The sequence below is a fragment of the Tabrizicola aquatica genome, from assembly GCF_002900975.1.
GTDB lineage: Bacteria > Pseudomonadota > Alphaproteobacteria > Rhodobacterales > Rhodobacteraceae > Tabrizicola > Tabrizicola aquatica.
The window spans coordinates 532,917-546,305 of record NZ_PJON01000001.1 but is presented as its reverse complement, the minus strand read 5'-3'; the positions used below and the strand labels follow the sequence as shown (position 1 = coordinate 546,305).

The 13,389-nt window shown below is 65.3% G+C and carries 9 protein-coding genes and 1 tRNA gene; 5 read left to right on the top strand and 5 right to left on the bottom strand.

From position 1 onward, the window contains the following. Nucleotides 1-12 precede the first annotated feature (12 nt). From CXR42_RS02610 to CXR42_RS02595, 4 genes are all read left to right on the top strand, one after another. Nucleotides 13-1,023 (top strand): branched-chain amino acid ABC transporter permease, encoded by a 1,011-nt coding sequence (locus CXR42_RS02610; RefSeq protein WP_103255944.1) that lies wholly within the window; start codon nucleotides 13-15, stop codon nucleotides 1,021-1,023. Then, a complete protein-coding gene (locus tag CXR42_RS02605; protein WP_103255943.1) occupies nucleotides 1,020-2,321 on the top strand; it encodes a branched-chain amino acid ABC transporter permease in 1,302 nt (433 codons plus the stop codon). Before CXR42_RS02610 ends, CXR42_RS02605 begins: the two co-directional genes overlap by 4 nt. 166 nt (nucleotides 2,322-2,487) lie before the next feature. Further along, nucleotides 2,488-4,911 (top strand): GcvT family protein, encoded by a 2,424-nt coding sequence (locus CXR42_RS02600; RefSeq protein WP_103255942.1) that lies wholly within the window; start codon nucleotides 2,488-2,490, stop codon nucleotides 4,909-4,911. A 33-nt stretch (nucleotides 4,912-4,944) separates the two neighbouring features. After that, on the top strand, nucleotides 4,945-5,541 hold the full coding sequence (locus CXR42_RS02595) for a nucleotidyltransferase family protein (protein WP_103255941.1): 597 nt from the start codon (nucleotides 4,945-4,947) through the stop codon (nucleotides 5,539-5,541). A gap of 3 nt (nucleotides 5,542-5,544) precedes the next feature. Here CXR42_RS02595 and CXR42_RS02590 read toward each other — a convergent pair whose 3' ends face one another. From CXR42_RS02590 to ypfJ, 4 genes are all read right to left on the bottom strand, one after another. Continuing rightward, entirely contained in the window at nucleotides 5,545-9,057 is a 3,513-nt protein-coding gene (locus CXR42_RS02590; RefSeq protein WP_146037982.1) for a Hint domain-containing protein, read from the bottom strand. Nucleotides 9,058-9,221: 164 nt separating this feature from the next. Next, entirely contained in the window at nucleotides 9,222-9,878 is a 657-nt protein-coding gene (locus tag CXR42_RS02580; RefSeq protein ID WP_342749195.1) for a Hint domain-containing protein, read from the bottom strand. 445 nt (nucleotides 9,879-10,323) lie between these two features. Further along, a tRNA-Leu gene (locus CXR42_RS02575) sits at nucleotides 10,324-10,407 on the bottom strand. A gap of 45 nt (nucleotides 10,408-10,452) precedes the next feature. Continuing rightward, nucleotides 10,453-11,313 carry a KPN_02809 family neutral zinc metallopeptidase gene (gene ypfJ, locus CXR42_RS02570; protein WP_103255937.1) on the bottom strand — a complete coding sequence of 287 codons (861 nt, stop codon included), beginning with the start codon at nucleotides 11,311-11,313 and terminating at the stop codon, nucleotides 10,453-10,455. Between the two features lie 250 nt (nucleotides 11,314-11,563). On the opposite strand from ypfJ, the gene CXR42_RS02565 reads away from it, so the two are divergent. Further along, nucleotides 11,564-12,031: a disulfide bond formation protein B gene (locus CXR42_RS02565; RefSeq protein ID WP_103255936.1), complete on the top strand. Its 468-nt coding sequence runs from the start codon at nucleotides 11,564-11,566 to the stop codon at nucleotides 12,029-12,031. Between the two features lie 158 nt (nucleotides 12,032-12,189). Here the strand turns inward: CXR42_RS02565 and CXR42_RS02560 are convergent, their stop codons facing one another. Next, nucleotides 12,190-13,353, bottom strand: coding sequence for a deoxyguanosinetriphosphate triphosphohydrolase (locus CXR42_RS02560; RefSeq protein ID WP_103256988.1), 1,164 nt, complete (start codon nucleotides 13,351-13,353; stop codon nucleotides 12,190-12,192). Between the last annotated feature and the right edge of the window lie 36 nt (nucleotides 13,354-13,389).

Genomic DNA, 13,389 nt, shown 5'->3' with positions numbered 1-13,389 from the left:
TGAAGTGATCCGATGGATATCCTGAACGCCCTCGTCGCCTTTCTGAACTTCGTCTTCATCCCCGGGCTTGCCTACGGGGCGCAACTGGCGCTGGGGGCGCTGGGGGTGACGCTGATCTATGGCATCCTGCGGTTCTCGAACTTTGCGCATGGCGATACCATGGCCTTCGGGACCATGGTGACGATCCTGCTGACCTGGGCCTTCCAGTCGGTCGGCATCGGGCTTGGCCCCCTGCCGACCGCGCTTCTGGCCCTGCCCTTCGGCATCGCGGCCACGGCCGCCTTTGTCCTGGGCACTGACCGGGTGGTCTATCGGTTCTACCGCCGCCAGAAGGCCACGCCGACGATGGTGGTCATCGTCTCGCTGGGGGTGATGTTCGTGATGAACGGCATCGTCCGCCTGATCATCGGGGTGGACGACCAGAACTTTGCCGACGGCGCGCGTTTCCTGGTCAACCCGCAGGAATTCCGCACCGCCACCGGCCTGGCCGAGCCATTGGCGATCAAGACCACCCAGGCGGTGACCGTGGTCACGGCCGTGGTCGTCGTCGCGTTCCTGTTCTGGTTCCTGCAAAAGACCCGCACCGGCAAGTCGATGCGCGCATTCTCCGACAACGAGGATCTGGCGCTCTTGTCGGGCATCAACCCTGACCGCGTCGTCGCCGTGACCTGGATCCTGGCGGCCGGCATCGCCACCATTGCCGGCGTGCTTTATGGCCTGGACAAGACCTTCAAACCCTTCACCTATTTCCAGCTGTTGCTGCCGATCTTCGCCGCCGCGATCGTCGGCGGCCTGGGCAGCCCGCTGGGCGCGATCACCGGCGGTTTCGTCATCGCCTTCTCCGAGGTGATGCTGACCAACGCATGGAAGAAGATCGTGAACCACCTGCTGCCCCAGGACATGCAGGTGGACAGCCTGCTCCAGCTTCTGTCCACCGACTACAAGTTCGCGGTCAGCTTCACGATCCTGATCATCGTGCTGCTGTTCATGCCGACCGGGCTTTTCAAGGGTAAATCGCTATGAATTCGCGCAACCTGTTGCTCTTCGGGGCGGTGGCGGGCCTCTATGTCCTGACCGGGATCGGGGAAAGCTGGAACCTGTCGCTGTCGATCCTGAACGTGGCCCTGCTTGCGACGATCGCGGCCCTGGGTGTGAACATGCAATGGGGCTATGCGGGCCTGTTTTCGACCGGGGTCATGGGCTTTACGGCCCTTGGCGCGCTGTCGGTGGTGCTGATCACGGCCCAGCCCAATGTCGAGAACTGGCAGGCCGGCGGGTCCGGCATCGTGCTGGCGCTGGTCCTTGGCGCGGCCTCGGTCGCGGCGGCGGTGGTGGCCTGGGGGCTGATGCCCAAGGGTCGGCTGCGGGCGCTGGTCGTGGCGGCCATCCTGATCGGCGGCTTCTTCCTGTTCCGCGCCATCTTTGACCCCGCTGTCAGCGCGGTCGAGGCGGTGAACCCGCAATTCGCCGGCAACCTTGGCGGGCTGGGCTTGCCCTCGCTGGTGGCATGGCCGGTCGGAGGGCTGCTGGCCGCTGCCGCCGCCTGGGCCATCGGCAAGACCGCCCTTGGCCTGCGGTCCGACTATCTGGCCATCGCCACGCTGGGTATTGCCGAGATCATCGTCGCGGTCATCAAGAACGAGGACTGGCTGGCACGGGGCGTCAAGAACGTCACCCAACTGCCGCGCCCCTGGCCGGTGCCGCTGGAGATCGAGCTGCAGAAAGAGCCGGGCTTTCTGGACTTTGTGGCAAGCTGGGGGTGGGATCCGATCTTCACCTCGACCATCCTGGTCAAACTGCTGTATGCCGGGCTGTTCCTGATCGTTTTGTGCATCATCATCTGGGCCTTCGAACGCGCCTTGAACAGCCCGTGGGGCCGAATGATGCGAGCGATCCGCGACAACGAAGTCTCGGCCGCCGCGATGGGCAAGGATGTCACCCGCCGCCACTTGCAGGTCTTTATCCTGGGTTCGGCCGTGATCGGCTTCGCCGGCGCAATGGCCGCCTCGATGGAGGGCACGCTGACCCCCGGCAGCTATCAGCCGCTGCGCTTTACCTTCCTGATCTGGGTGATGGTGATCGTCGGCGGCTCGGGCAACAACTGGGGCACGGTGCTGGGTGGGCTTTTGATCGGCTGGCTGTATTTCGCGGTCGAATTCCTTGGGCCGAACGCCATGGCTGCCGTCACCTCCAGCCTGCCCGACGGATGGCTCAAGGCGCACCTCGTCAACAGCGCCGAGCATATGCGCCTGCTGACGCTGGGGGTGATCCTGCTGATCGTCCTGCGCTTCAGCCCGCGCGGCCTGATCCCCGAGAAGTAGCGCCGTCCGACCCGGACGCTCTGGTTGCACCGCCCGGTCCACCGGGCGGTGTTTTCATTTCCGGCTCCACCCATCATGCGCCAGACGCGACATTGTCTGTCGCAAACCTGCATGACCCCTGTCGCGACCCCAGCCAGATTGCGCCGGTGAACTGAGGGAGTCTTCCATGAAAACCCATGCCCGCGTGGTCGTGATCGGCGGTGGCGTCGTCGGCTGCTCTGTCCTGTACCACCTGACCAAGCTGGGCTGGTCGGACGTGATGCTGATCGAACGGTCGGAGCTTACCAGCGGATCGACCTGGCACGCGGCCGGGGGCTTTCACACGCTGAACGGCGACACCAACATGGCGGCGCTGCAGGGCTACACGATCCGGCTGTACAAGGAGCTGGAGGCGATCACCGGCATGTCCTGCGGGCTGCACCATGTGGGCGGCATCACGCTGGCCGACAACGAGGCCCGGTTCGAGCAGTTGAAGGCCGAGCGCGCCAAGCACCGCTACATGGGTCTGGATACCGAGATCCTGGGGCCGGACGAGATCCGCAAGCTGACCGACGGGATGGTGAACCTGGAAGGCATCATCGGCGCGCTTTATGATCCGCTGGACGGGCACCTGGACCCCTCGGGGACGACCCACGCCTATGCCAAGGCCGCGCGGATGGGCGGGGCCGAGATCGTGCTGCACAACCGGGTGCTGGAGACCCGGCCGACGAAAGAGGGCTGGGAGGTCGTCACCGAAAAGGGCACCGTCACCTGCGAGCATCTGGTGAACGCCGGCGGCCTTTGGGCGCGCGAGATCGGGGCAATGGCGGGGGTCTACCTGCCGCTTTTGCCAATGGCGCACCAGTATCTGGTGACCGACGACATCCCCGAGATCGTCGATATCATGAAGTCCGGCCGCGAGTTCCCGCATGTGATGGACCCGGGCGGCGAAAGCTATCTGCGTCAGGAAGGCCGCGGCCTGTGCATCGGTTTCTACGAGAAACCCTGCGAGCCCTGGGCCGTCGATGGCACGCCCTGGACCTTCGGGCATGAGCTTCTGAACGAACAGTTCGACAAGATCGAGGATTCGGTCGCCTTCGCCTATCGCCGCTTCCCGGTGCTGGAACGCTCGGGCGTCAAGCGGGTGATCCACGGCCCCTTCACCTTTGCCCCCGACGGCAACCCGCTGATCGGGCCGGTGCAAGGCCTGCGCAACTACTGGTCGGCCTGTGCGGTGATGGCCGGGTTCTCTCAGGGCGGTGGCATGGGTCTGGCGCTGGCGCAATGGATGATTCATGGCGAGGTCGAACGCGACCCGCGCGGCTTCGACGTCAGCCGCTTCGGGACCTGGACCAGCCCGGGCTACACTGTGCCGAAGGTGATCGAGAACTATCAGATGCGGTTCAGCGTATCCTACCCGAACGAGGAACGCCCCGCCGCCCGCCCCTTCCGCACAACGCCGATGTATCAGGTCTTCGACCAGATGAACGCGGTCTGGGGCCAGCAATACGGGCTGGAAGTGGTGAACTACCACGCCCTGCCGGGCGAGCCGCGCTATGAAGAGCCGTCCTTCAAGCGGTCGAACGCCTGGGAGGCGACGCGCCAGGAAGTGCTGGCGGTCCGCGAGGGTGTCGGCATCAACGAGGTGCAGAACTTCGGCAAGTATCGCGTCACCGGCCCCAATGCGCGGGAGTGGCTGGACCGGATCATGGCCGGCACGATCCCGAAGCCGGGCCGTCTGTCGCTGACCCCGATGCTGGCACATAGCGGCAAGATCATCGGCGATTTCACCGTCTCCTGCCTGTCCGAGACCGAATTCCAGCTGACCGCCAGCTACGGCGCCCAAGGCTGGCACGAACGCTGGTTCGAGCAGAACGCGATGGCGGGCTGCCGGGTCGAGAATATCTCGGACGCCCGTTCCGGCTTCCAGATCGCCGGCCCGAACGCGCGGGAACTTCTGTCGCGCGTCACCCGCAGCGATCTCGGACCGGATGCGTTCAAGTTCATGGATGTGAAGCGGATGACCGTGGGCATGGCCAACTGCATCGTCCAGCGCGTCAGCTATACCGCCGACCTGGGGTATGAAATCTTCACCGACCACATGTCGGTCCGCCACCTGTGGGACACGCTGAACGCAGCCGGCAAGGACCTGGGTCTGCGCCCCTTTGGGATGCGGGCGATGATGTCGCTGCGGCTGGACAAGTGGTTCGGCTCTTGGGGGCGCGAGTTCAGCCCGGATTACACGCCCTGCGAAACCGGCCTGGACCGCTTTATCCGCTGGAACAAGGCGGCCGACTGGATCGGCAAGGCTGCGGCGACGGCGGAAAAGGCCACGGGGCCAAAGCGCAAGCTTGTCAGCTTCGTCGTCGACGCCAAGGACGCCGACGTGGTGGCGTGGGAGCCGATCTGGCTGGACGGCGACGTGGTGGGCTTCTGCACCTCGGGCGGGTTCAGCCATTGGACCGGCAAATCTGTCGCCATGGGCTTCCTGCCCGCCGACCGCGTCCAGGACGGCCTGGCCTGCGAGATCGAGATCCTGGGCGAACGCCGGCCGGCCACTGTGCATCTGGCCCCGCTTTGGGACGCCGACGGCGCGCGGATGCGCGGTTGACTTGACCCCGGGGCCGAAGGACGCTTCGGCCCCATGGTGACCGTCCACATCCTGATCCTTGGCGCCGGGGCCTCGTCCCGGATGCGGGGGGCCGACAAGCTGCTGCAGCCGGTGGGTGGCCAGCCGCTGCTGCGGCATATGGCGGCCCTGGCCCTGGCGACGGGCGCGCCGGTCACCGTGACCGTGCCACCGGACGCGCCCCTGCGCCGCGCTGCGCTGGCGGGACTGGATCTGCGGATCGTCGAGGTGCCGGACGCAAATCTGGGCATGTCACGCTCGCTGGTGCGGGGCGTGGCGGCGCTGCCGGGCGGGCCGCAGGACGGGGTGATGATCCTGCCCGCCGACATGCCGGGCTTTACCACGGCCGCGCTGTCCCACCTGATCGCGCGCTTTCGCGGCGAACCCGGTTTGATCCTGCGCGGCGGCACGGCCGAAGGCGAACCCGGCCACCCGGCGATCTTTCCGCACGACCTTTGGCCGCACTTACAAAGTGTTACCGGCGATGAAGGCGGCCGCGCCGTTCTGCGCCAACATCAAGACCGGGTCAGGGTGATCCCCCTGCCCGGCCCGATGGCCATTCTTGACCTTGACACGCCCGAGGATTGGGCCGACTGGCGCGCAGGCGGCTGATCCCTATTCGGCGGCAAAAAGCACCCGCGCTTCATGCGCCTTCAGCGACAGGCGGGCTCCTTCAAAGACCTGATCCGACTGCTCCAGTTGCGGGAACAGCGCCAGAACCTCGGCCCGGACCTCGGCCTCCATCGCCGAAAGCATCCGCTCGGCCGGTTGGAAACTTTCGGTCCAGATCCCGTCGGACTGAACGATCTCGTGCCGGTCGAAGAGGATGTGGATATAGGTCACCCCGGCCTCGGGCAGAACGCGCGTCACATGGGCCTTGCCGACCAGGTGCTTGGCGGGAACCAGAACCTCGGCCTCGCCGAACAGCATCTCGGCCCGCGCGCCCTCGACCAGGATGCGGTGCTGCGGCGAGACCAGCATGTCCCGGTCCGGGCCTTGCCCTGACAACGCGCCACGACCGATCTGCACCGGCTGAAGGTCGGGCTCGGCCATCAGTTGCGCCATGGACAGCCGACGCTGTCCCACCCAGCGCAACGGTTGCAGGCCATTATCCCGTGTCATCACCAGATCACCGGCCTGCAGGGTTTCAACCGGAACCTCGCCACGCGCGGTCTGGATCAGCGTGCCTGGCGTGAAGCAGGGGATGACCTGCTCGATCTCGGTGAAGCTGATCGTCCCGATCTGCGTGATGCCATCGGCGGCAAAGATCGTGACGGTGCCGGATTCGGAGCCCCGGTCGTTATTGGTAAAGACGATATCGACGCGCGCCTTGCCAAACTCGCGCAGATCAAGGACGTCGAAGTCATCGGCCGGAGACGGCAGGGTGCCACCACCATCGACGATCTCGTTCGTCAGGGTGCCGTCGAAGTCGGTGGCCGCATAGAGGAAGAGGTCGTTTCCGACCCCGCCATACAGCGAGTCGACGCCGGCGCCACCCTGGAAGGTGTCGTTGCCGGTGCCGCCGAAGATCAGGTCATTGCCGATGCCGCCAAAGAGCAGATCGGCATTGTCGCCGCCGTCGATGGAGTCGTCCCCGGCATCCCCCAGCAGCGTATCGTTGCCCTCGTTGCCGAAGAGGCGGTCGTTCTCGGCGCCGCCGTCGATACTGTCATCGCCCAGGCTGCCAAGGATGCTGTCCGACCCCGCGCCGCCCGCAATGACGTCGTCATTCGCGCCGCCATCGATGTTGTCGTTGCCGGCCCCACCCAGAAGGTTGTCGTTGCCAGCACCGCCGAAGATCAGGTCGTCGTTCGCGCCGCCGTCGATGCTGTCGTCGCCTGCCCCACCCAGAAGGCTGTCGTTGCCCTCGTTGCCGAAGATGCGGTCGTTCTCGGTGCCGCCGTCGATGGTGTCGTCACCCGAACCGCCGAGCAGGCTGTCTGCCCCGCTGTCGCCCTGGATAAAGTCGTTGTCCGCGCCGCCGTCGATGCTGTCGTCGCCGGTGCCGCCGAACAGGCTGTCATTAGAGCCGAAGCCCTCCAGAATGTCGTTGCCGCCGTTGCCGTAAAACACGTTGGTATAGGCGTCGCCCGGCACAGTCGAAGAGCCGCCGAAGCCGCGCAGCGTATCCGCCTGGTCCGAGCCGAACAGGCCATCGATGCCCGAAAGCGAGTCGCCCTCCGCATCGCCGCCCAGACCGGTTCCGGCGGCCAGATCGACGTTCACCCCGGCAGCCGAGCCGGAATAGTCGGCGAAGTCCATGCCGCTATCGCCGCGGAGGAAGTCGTTGCCGGCCCCGCCTGTCAGTGTGTCATCTCCGGCCCCGCCGTCCAGCGAGTCAGACCCCGCCCCGCCGAACAGCTGATCATTGCCGATACCGCCTTCCAGCGTGTCAGCACCGTCGCCGCCGACCAGGCTGTCGTCGCCCGCATCGCCCTGGATCGAATCCGCCCCAAGGCCACCGTCGACCACGTCATTCTCGGACCCGGCGTTGACGCGGTCGTTGCCGTCGCCGCCAAAGATGCTGTCGGCCCCCGCCCCGCCCAGGATCTGGTCGTTGCCCGTGCCGCCGAAGATGGAATCGGCATCGGCGCCGCCATCGATCGTGTCATTGCCGCTGCCGCCGAGGATCGTGTCCGCGCCGGTGCCGCCAACGATGTTGTCGTTGTCGATTGCCGGAACCGCCTGGAACTGAACGTCCGAGACGTTGATCGCCTGCTGGTTATTCTCAAGGTTGCCGTACTCAATCACGACGCGGGCAACGGGGCCTGCGATCGTTACCAGAACCGAGCCACCAGCGTCAGAAGGTTCCAGGTTTCCCGTGCCGTTGATTGCATTGACGATGTTACCATTCGTCGTAAGCGAACCAGAGGTTTCAGTCAGACTGACCGGGACTTCATTCCCTTCGGCATCATAGGCCCGGACGGTGACGATGTCGCGAAAGCCGTCGTCATCAATGTCCGAGATGCGGAAAGCGACATTGCGAACCTCATCAAGGTAGCCCGAACCCTCAACAGCGGTAAAGTCCAGCTGAAGCGTGGTCAGTGGCGTAGCCGTGCCACTCTGCCCACCGGGGCGATAAAGTTCGGCCGAGGAATTCGGGTTGAACGTCTCACCGGCACCGGCGTTGTTGTAGATCGTGCCGTTCGCAACTTCGCCCGGCGTGGCAGCCCCGGTCTCGACCGTGATGGTCGATCCGGCAAAGCCCCCGGTGTAGTTGACCGTAACTTCGATCCCGCCGGTATCCTGTGTATAGCCCTGCGAAATCGGTGCCGCATCTCCGCCGGCAAGGTTCCAATTGAAATCCAGGGGCACCGGGTTGACCGAGGTCGGCTGGCCGGCCTCGGGTCCGCCGATCAGCAGGTCATTGCCAGCCCCGCCGTCGATGGTATCGTTGCCGACGCCGCCGTCGATGGTGTTCGCACCAGAATCGCCAGTGATGTTGTCCCCAAAGGCCGAGCCGAGGACGCCTTCGAACTCGCTGAACGTATCGCTGCCAGTCTGGCTGCCGCTGGCCGTTCCGTTGCCAAGGTTCACCGTGACCCCGGCCGCGGCATTGTCGAAGGACAGCGTATCGTTGCCGCCGCCGCCGACCATGTTGTCGTTGCCCAGACCGCCCTCGATCGTGTCGTCGCCAAGGCCGCCGTTGATCGTATCGTTGCCGCCCAAGCCGCGCAGATCGTTGTTGCCGTCGTTGCCGGTGATGTTGTCGGCCGCGTTGCCGCCGATCACACCTTCGACCTGCGAAATCAGGTCATCGCCGCCACCGCCCGAGGCAATGCCCGTGCCCAGGTTGACGGTTACACCCGATCCGAGGCCAGAGTAGCTGACATAGTCAAAGCCATCGCCGCCGATCAGGGTGTCGAAGCCACCTGCGTCTGTTCCGCCGAACAGCGTATCATTGCCAGCACCGCCAACCAGACTGTCAAGGCCGCTGCCACCGTACAGGGCGTCGTTTCCGGTCCCGCCGTCGATGCGATCATCGCCAGAGCCGCCGAAGACGGTATCGTTGCCGCCACCTGCAAACAGCGTGTCGTCCCCGCCCTGCAAGTCATAGTAATCACCCGCCGTGCCAATGATGCTGTCGTTGCGAAAGTCATCGCCGCCAGTACCGGTAATCGTCGACATCTGCCTGCTATCCTCTGTCTCTGGACGGGGTCATCTGCGCAATTCGTGACGATTTTGCGTCACGGTCGGGAAGCACTTGGGGATTTTTATCCCCAAAGGCCCAGACGAGCTGCGATGCCGGGTTCATTCTGCTTTGGCTCTGGCCCTGTCCGCTGCAAATCGGGTCATGCATGGGCGACAAGGTCCTCGGGGCCGGCCAGAAGCCGGGCCGGGCCATGGGCGCTGCGGCCCTCGGCGGTTTTCAGTTCGGGGAAGATCTCGAAGATCTCAAGCCGCTGGGCGTTGCCCAACCCCTTCAGCGACTGGTCGTCGGGGTGGAAGCTTTCGGTCCAGATCCCGTCAGCAAGGACAACCTCATGCCGGTCGCACATGAAGTGGATATAGGTCGTCCCGCTGGACTGCACCTGGTGCACCCCGGTGGCGGTCAGGTGCTTGGCGGCCAACAGGACCTCACGCTCGGCGAAGCGGATGGCGCTGCGGTCCGAGGTCACCAGCACGCGATGGTTGGGGGACACAAGCATGTCGCGCTCGGGCAGGTCGCGGCCAAGTGCCCCCTGCCGGATCAGGATCGGTTGCAGATGGGGATCGGCCTGAAAGTCCTGGATGTACATTTGTGTCCGGCCAACCCAGCGCACCGGCTGGATGCCGTTGTCACGGGTGATCACCCGGTCGCCAACGGCAAGATGCTCAACCGGAGTTTCGCCGCGATGGGTGGCAATCCGGGTTCCGGGGGTGAAACAGGGCGTGGTCCGCCGCGCCGCAAGGAGGGTCTCCTGCAGCGCCGCGCCGGTGCCCGCATTCAGCGGTCTGGCAGAGAACACACTCAACTTCATATTCAAAATCCGGAAGCCCCGCCTTGCTTGCGGCATCTGGCAGCATTTACCCTGCGAAACGCGGCTTTGAAAAGTGCTTTGTCAGTGTCAATTAGCCAAGAACCCAAGCCTTTTCCCGCAAGGGTTGCATGCTGCGGGCGCCGTTCTGCGCTGCCTCGCGCGGCCGGATAAGCCGCCAATTTCGAAAGGGCGTCTTGCTGGCCCGCATGAGGTTGAATTTGCATAAAATTCTTACAGCCTTGAGAGGGGCCGCGGTGCGCGCGAGTTAGGCATGCTTCGTCCTGAAGCTGCGTTAAGCCTGTTGCCAGGATTTTAAGCAGAAGCTTTGTCTGGGTTTCCAATGCGTAAATGATAGGCGGATTTCAGCGGAACTGGCCGTAGAGCCGGCAGATTCCATAATACAAGGATGTTGGAAAACCGCTGTCCAAGATGTTGGTGCCCGAGGCGAGACTCGAACTCGCATACCTTGCGGCGACGGATTTTGAATCCGCTGCGTCTACCATTCCGCCACTCGGGCCACCGGGGATGGGTCTACCGACTCATTCCCCGGTCGTCAACGGCATCACAAATCGTCGGTTTGAAAGGTGTCGCAATCGGACAGCTGGCCCGACTGCAGCCCCACCATGAACCAGCGCGAGCGCTGCTCGGAGGTGCCGTGGGTGAAGGTGTGCGGCATCGGGCGCTGGCCGGCGTTCCGTTGCAGCGTGTCGTCACCGATCTGGCGGGCGGCGTTCACCGCTTCTTCCAGGTCACCGCGCTCGACGACGCCCAGAGTTTCGGAGGCCTCGCGCGCCCAGATGCCGGACAGGCAGTCGGCCTGCAGCTCGATCCTGACCGAGATCGCGTTCGATTCCGCCTGGCTGACGCGCTGGCGGATCTGGTTGGCCTCGCCAAGAATGCCAAGTTCGTTCTGGATATGGTGGCCGATCTCGTGGGCGACGACGTAGGCGGCCGCGAAGTCGCCGCTGGCGCCAAGCTGGCGGTGCATCGTCGTGAAGAAGGCGGTGTCGAGATAGACCTTGCGGTCGGCCGGGCAGTAGAAGGGTCCCGTCGCCTCGGACGCCCCGCCGCAGGGCGAGCGGGTGGCGGCCTTGAAGAGGACCAGGGTGGCCGGGCGGTAGGTCTCGCCCAGCTGGTCCCGAAAGACGCGGGTCCAGATCTCCTCGGTATCGGCGAGGACGACGGAGACGAACTCGCCCTCGGCGCGGTCGGCCTCGGTCAGCTCGACCGGGGTGGAGGAAGTGGTGCCATCAAGCCCCCCCGGGCCGAGAAGCTGGCTGGGATCGACCCCGAGGAAGAGGGCGAGGAGGACCACGACGATGGCCCCGGCGCCGCCAATCCCGCCGGCGCGGGCTGCGCGGCCGCCGCCGGTGCGACGGCGGTCCTCAATGTTGCTGCTGCCCCTGCGTCCGCGCCAGTCCATGTGGTCACCCTTCCCTGCCGGCCGCTGTCCACGGTGGACAAACGGCCATACCCCTGAATTATCAATACCTTGTCCGGGGCCGTTTACGAATCCTTAACCCGCTTACAGCCCGTCCGCCGCAAATCTAGCGCCGGCCGGGCCGAGAGGGGAAGCAGAATGACAAACGGCCGTCGCGGGATTTCGGTTCCCCTTCCCCTTCCCGGCCTGCGCGCCTATGGTCGCGCCACCTTGTGACCGGGAGCGCCGCGACATGACCCTTTCCCGCCAGACGCTGATCCTGCTGGCCACCCTCGGCTCCGTCGGCCTGTTGGGTGGGGCCTTTGCCTTCCAGTACATCGGAGGTCTGGCCCCCTGCCAGCTGTGCCTGTGGCAACGCTGGCCGCATGCGGCGGCCATCCTGATCGGCGTGATCGCGCTGACGACGGGCTGGCGGGGTGTGGCCTGGGCCGGGGCGCTGGCGGCGCTGGCGACGGCGGGGATCGGCGGCTTTCATGTCGGGGTCGAGCAGGGCTGGTGGGAGGGCCTCGCGACTTGCACGGCGGGGTCGATCAGCGGGCTGTCCACGGCCGACCTTCTGAACCCCACAGCGGATGTGGCCGCGCCGGTGCGCTGCGATGCAATTGCCTGGGAGATGCTGGGCATCTCGATGGCCGGGTGGAACATGATCCTGTCGCTGGGACTGGCGGGGATCTGGGTGGCAGCGGCACGCAAGGGCTGAGGGCGCCAGGCGGGCAGCGGCCTGCCCCCGGTTGGTAGGGTTATCACATTGAGCGCCTTGCGGCGCGAAGTCCTTTTGTCTCGCGGTCTTGCGTGAAGAACGCAAGACCGCTCGGCGCTGCCTCCGGCGGGGATATTTGGGCAAATGTGAAAGGCAGGTCAGCCGCAGAGGCGCTGGTGTTCCTGGATCGCGAAACGGTCGGTCATGCCGGCGACATAGTCCGCCACGGTGCGGGCGAGGTCGGTTTCATCCCGCGCCGCGCGCACGTCATCCTGCCATTCCGGCGGCAGGAGATCGGGCTGTGCGAGGAAAAGCGGGAAGAGGTCGTCGATCATCTGCGTCACCTCGGCCCGGACGGCCATCACGCTGGGCGCGCGGTACATGCGGTGGAAGAGGAAGCTGCGCACCGCTTTCAATTCCTGGTAGAGCGGTTTCGAAAAGCGGATGATCGTTGTGCCCATGTGACGGATGTCGTCCACCGACTGCGGTTGCGCGGCGGTCAGGCGGTTCTGGGCGACGGCGATCACATCCTCGACCATGCGGCCGAAGACGCGGCGCAGCGCCTCATGCCGGCGGCGCATCTTGTCGAGATCAGGATATAGCGCGTCCACTTCGGCGAAGGCGGGGCCGGTGACGGGAAGCTCCATCAGGTCGGCTTCGGTGAAGAGGCCCGAGCGGAGACCGTCGTGCAGGTCGTGGTGCGAATAGGCCACGTCATCTGCGATGGCGGCGACCTGCGCCTCGGCGCTGGCATGGGTGTCAAGCTCGAGGTCCCACTGGGCGTTGACCTCGGCCAGGGCGTAGGGAAGCGGGCCGTCATGCTTGGCGTCGGCCTTCTCGCCCGTCACTGGCCCGTTGTGTTTCGCAATGCCTTCAAGGGTTTCCCAGGACAAGTTCAACCCGTCGAAATCGGCGTAGTGCCGTTCCAGCCGGGTCACGATCCGCAGTGCCTGGGCGTTGTGGTCAAAGCCGCCATAGGGCGCCATCAGGCGTTCCATCGCGTCTTCGCCGGTGTGGCCGAAGGGGGTGTGGCCCAGGTCATGCGCGAGGGCGACGGCCTCGGCCAGGTCGGTGTTCAGGCCCAGGACGCCGGCGATGGTGCGGGCGACTTGCGCGACCTCGATCGTATGGGTGAGCCGGGTGCGGTAGTAATCGCCCTCGTGTTCCACGAACACTTGCGTCTTGTGCTTCAGGCGGCGGAAGGCGCTGGAATGGATGATCCGGTCGCGGTCGCGCTGGAAGGGCGAGCGGAAGGAGGACAGCCGTTCCGGCCAGAGGCGTCCACGGCTGGCATCGGGCTGGCAGGCAAAGGGGGCAAGCATCAGGTCGCCTTGTGAGGAGCGTTCAGCTTTCATATA

Coding starts and splice junctions, on each gene's coding strand:
- CXR42_RS02595 (WP_103255941.1), top strand. CDS start 4,945: ATGGTGACCGTCCACATCCTGATCCTTGGCGCCGGGGCCTCGTCCCGG.
- ypfJ (WP_103255937.1), bottom strand. CDS start 11,313: ATGGACTGGCGCGGACGCAGGGGCAGCAGCAACATTGAGGACCGCCGT.
- CXR42_RS02590 (WP_146037982.1), bottom strand. CDS start 9,057: ATGTCGACGATTACCGGTACTGGCGGCGATGACTTTCGCAACGACAGC.
- CXR42_RS02605 (WP_103255943.1), top strand. CDS start 1,020: ATGAATTCGCGCAACCTGTTGCTCTTCGGGGCGGTGGCGGGCCTCTAT.
- CXR42_RS02610 (WP_103255944.1), top strand. CDS start 13: ATGGATATCCTGAACGCCCTCGTCGCCTTTCTGAACTTCGTCTTCATC.
- CXR42_RS02560 (WP_103256988.1), bottom strand. CDS start 13,353: ATGCTTGCCCCCTTTGCCTGCCAGCCCGATGCCAGCCGTGGACGCCTC.
- CXR42_RS02600 (WP_103255942.1), top strand. CDS start 2,488: ATGAAAACCCATGCCCGCGTGGTCGTGATCGGCGGTGGCGTCGTCGGC.
- CXR42_RS02565 (WP_103255936.1), top strand. CDS start 11,564: ATGACCCTTTCCCGCCAGACGCTGATCCTGCTGGCCACCCTCGGCTCC.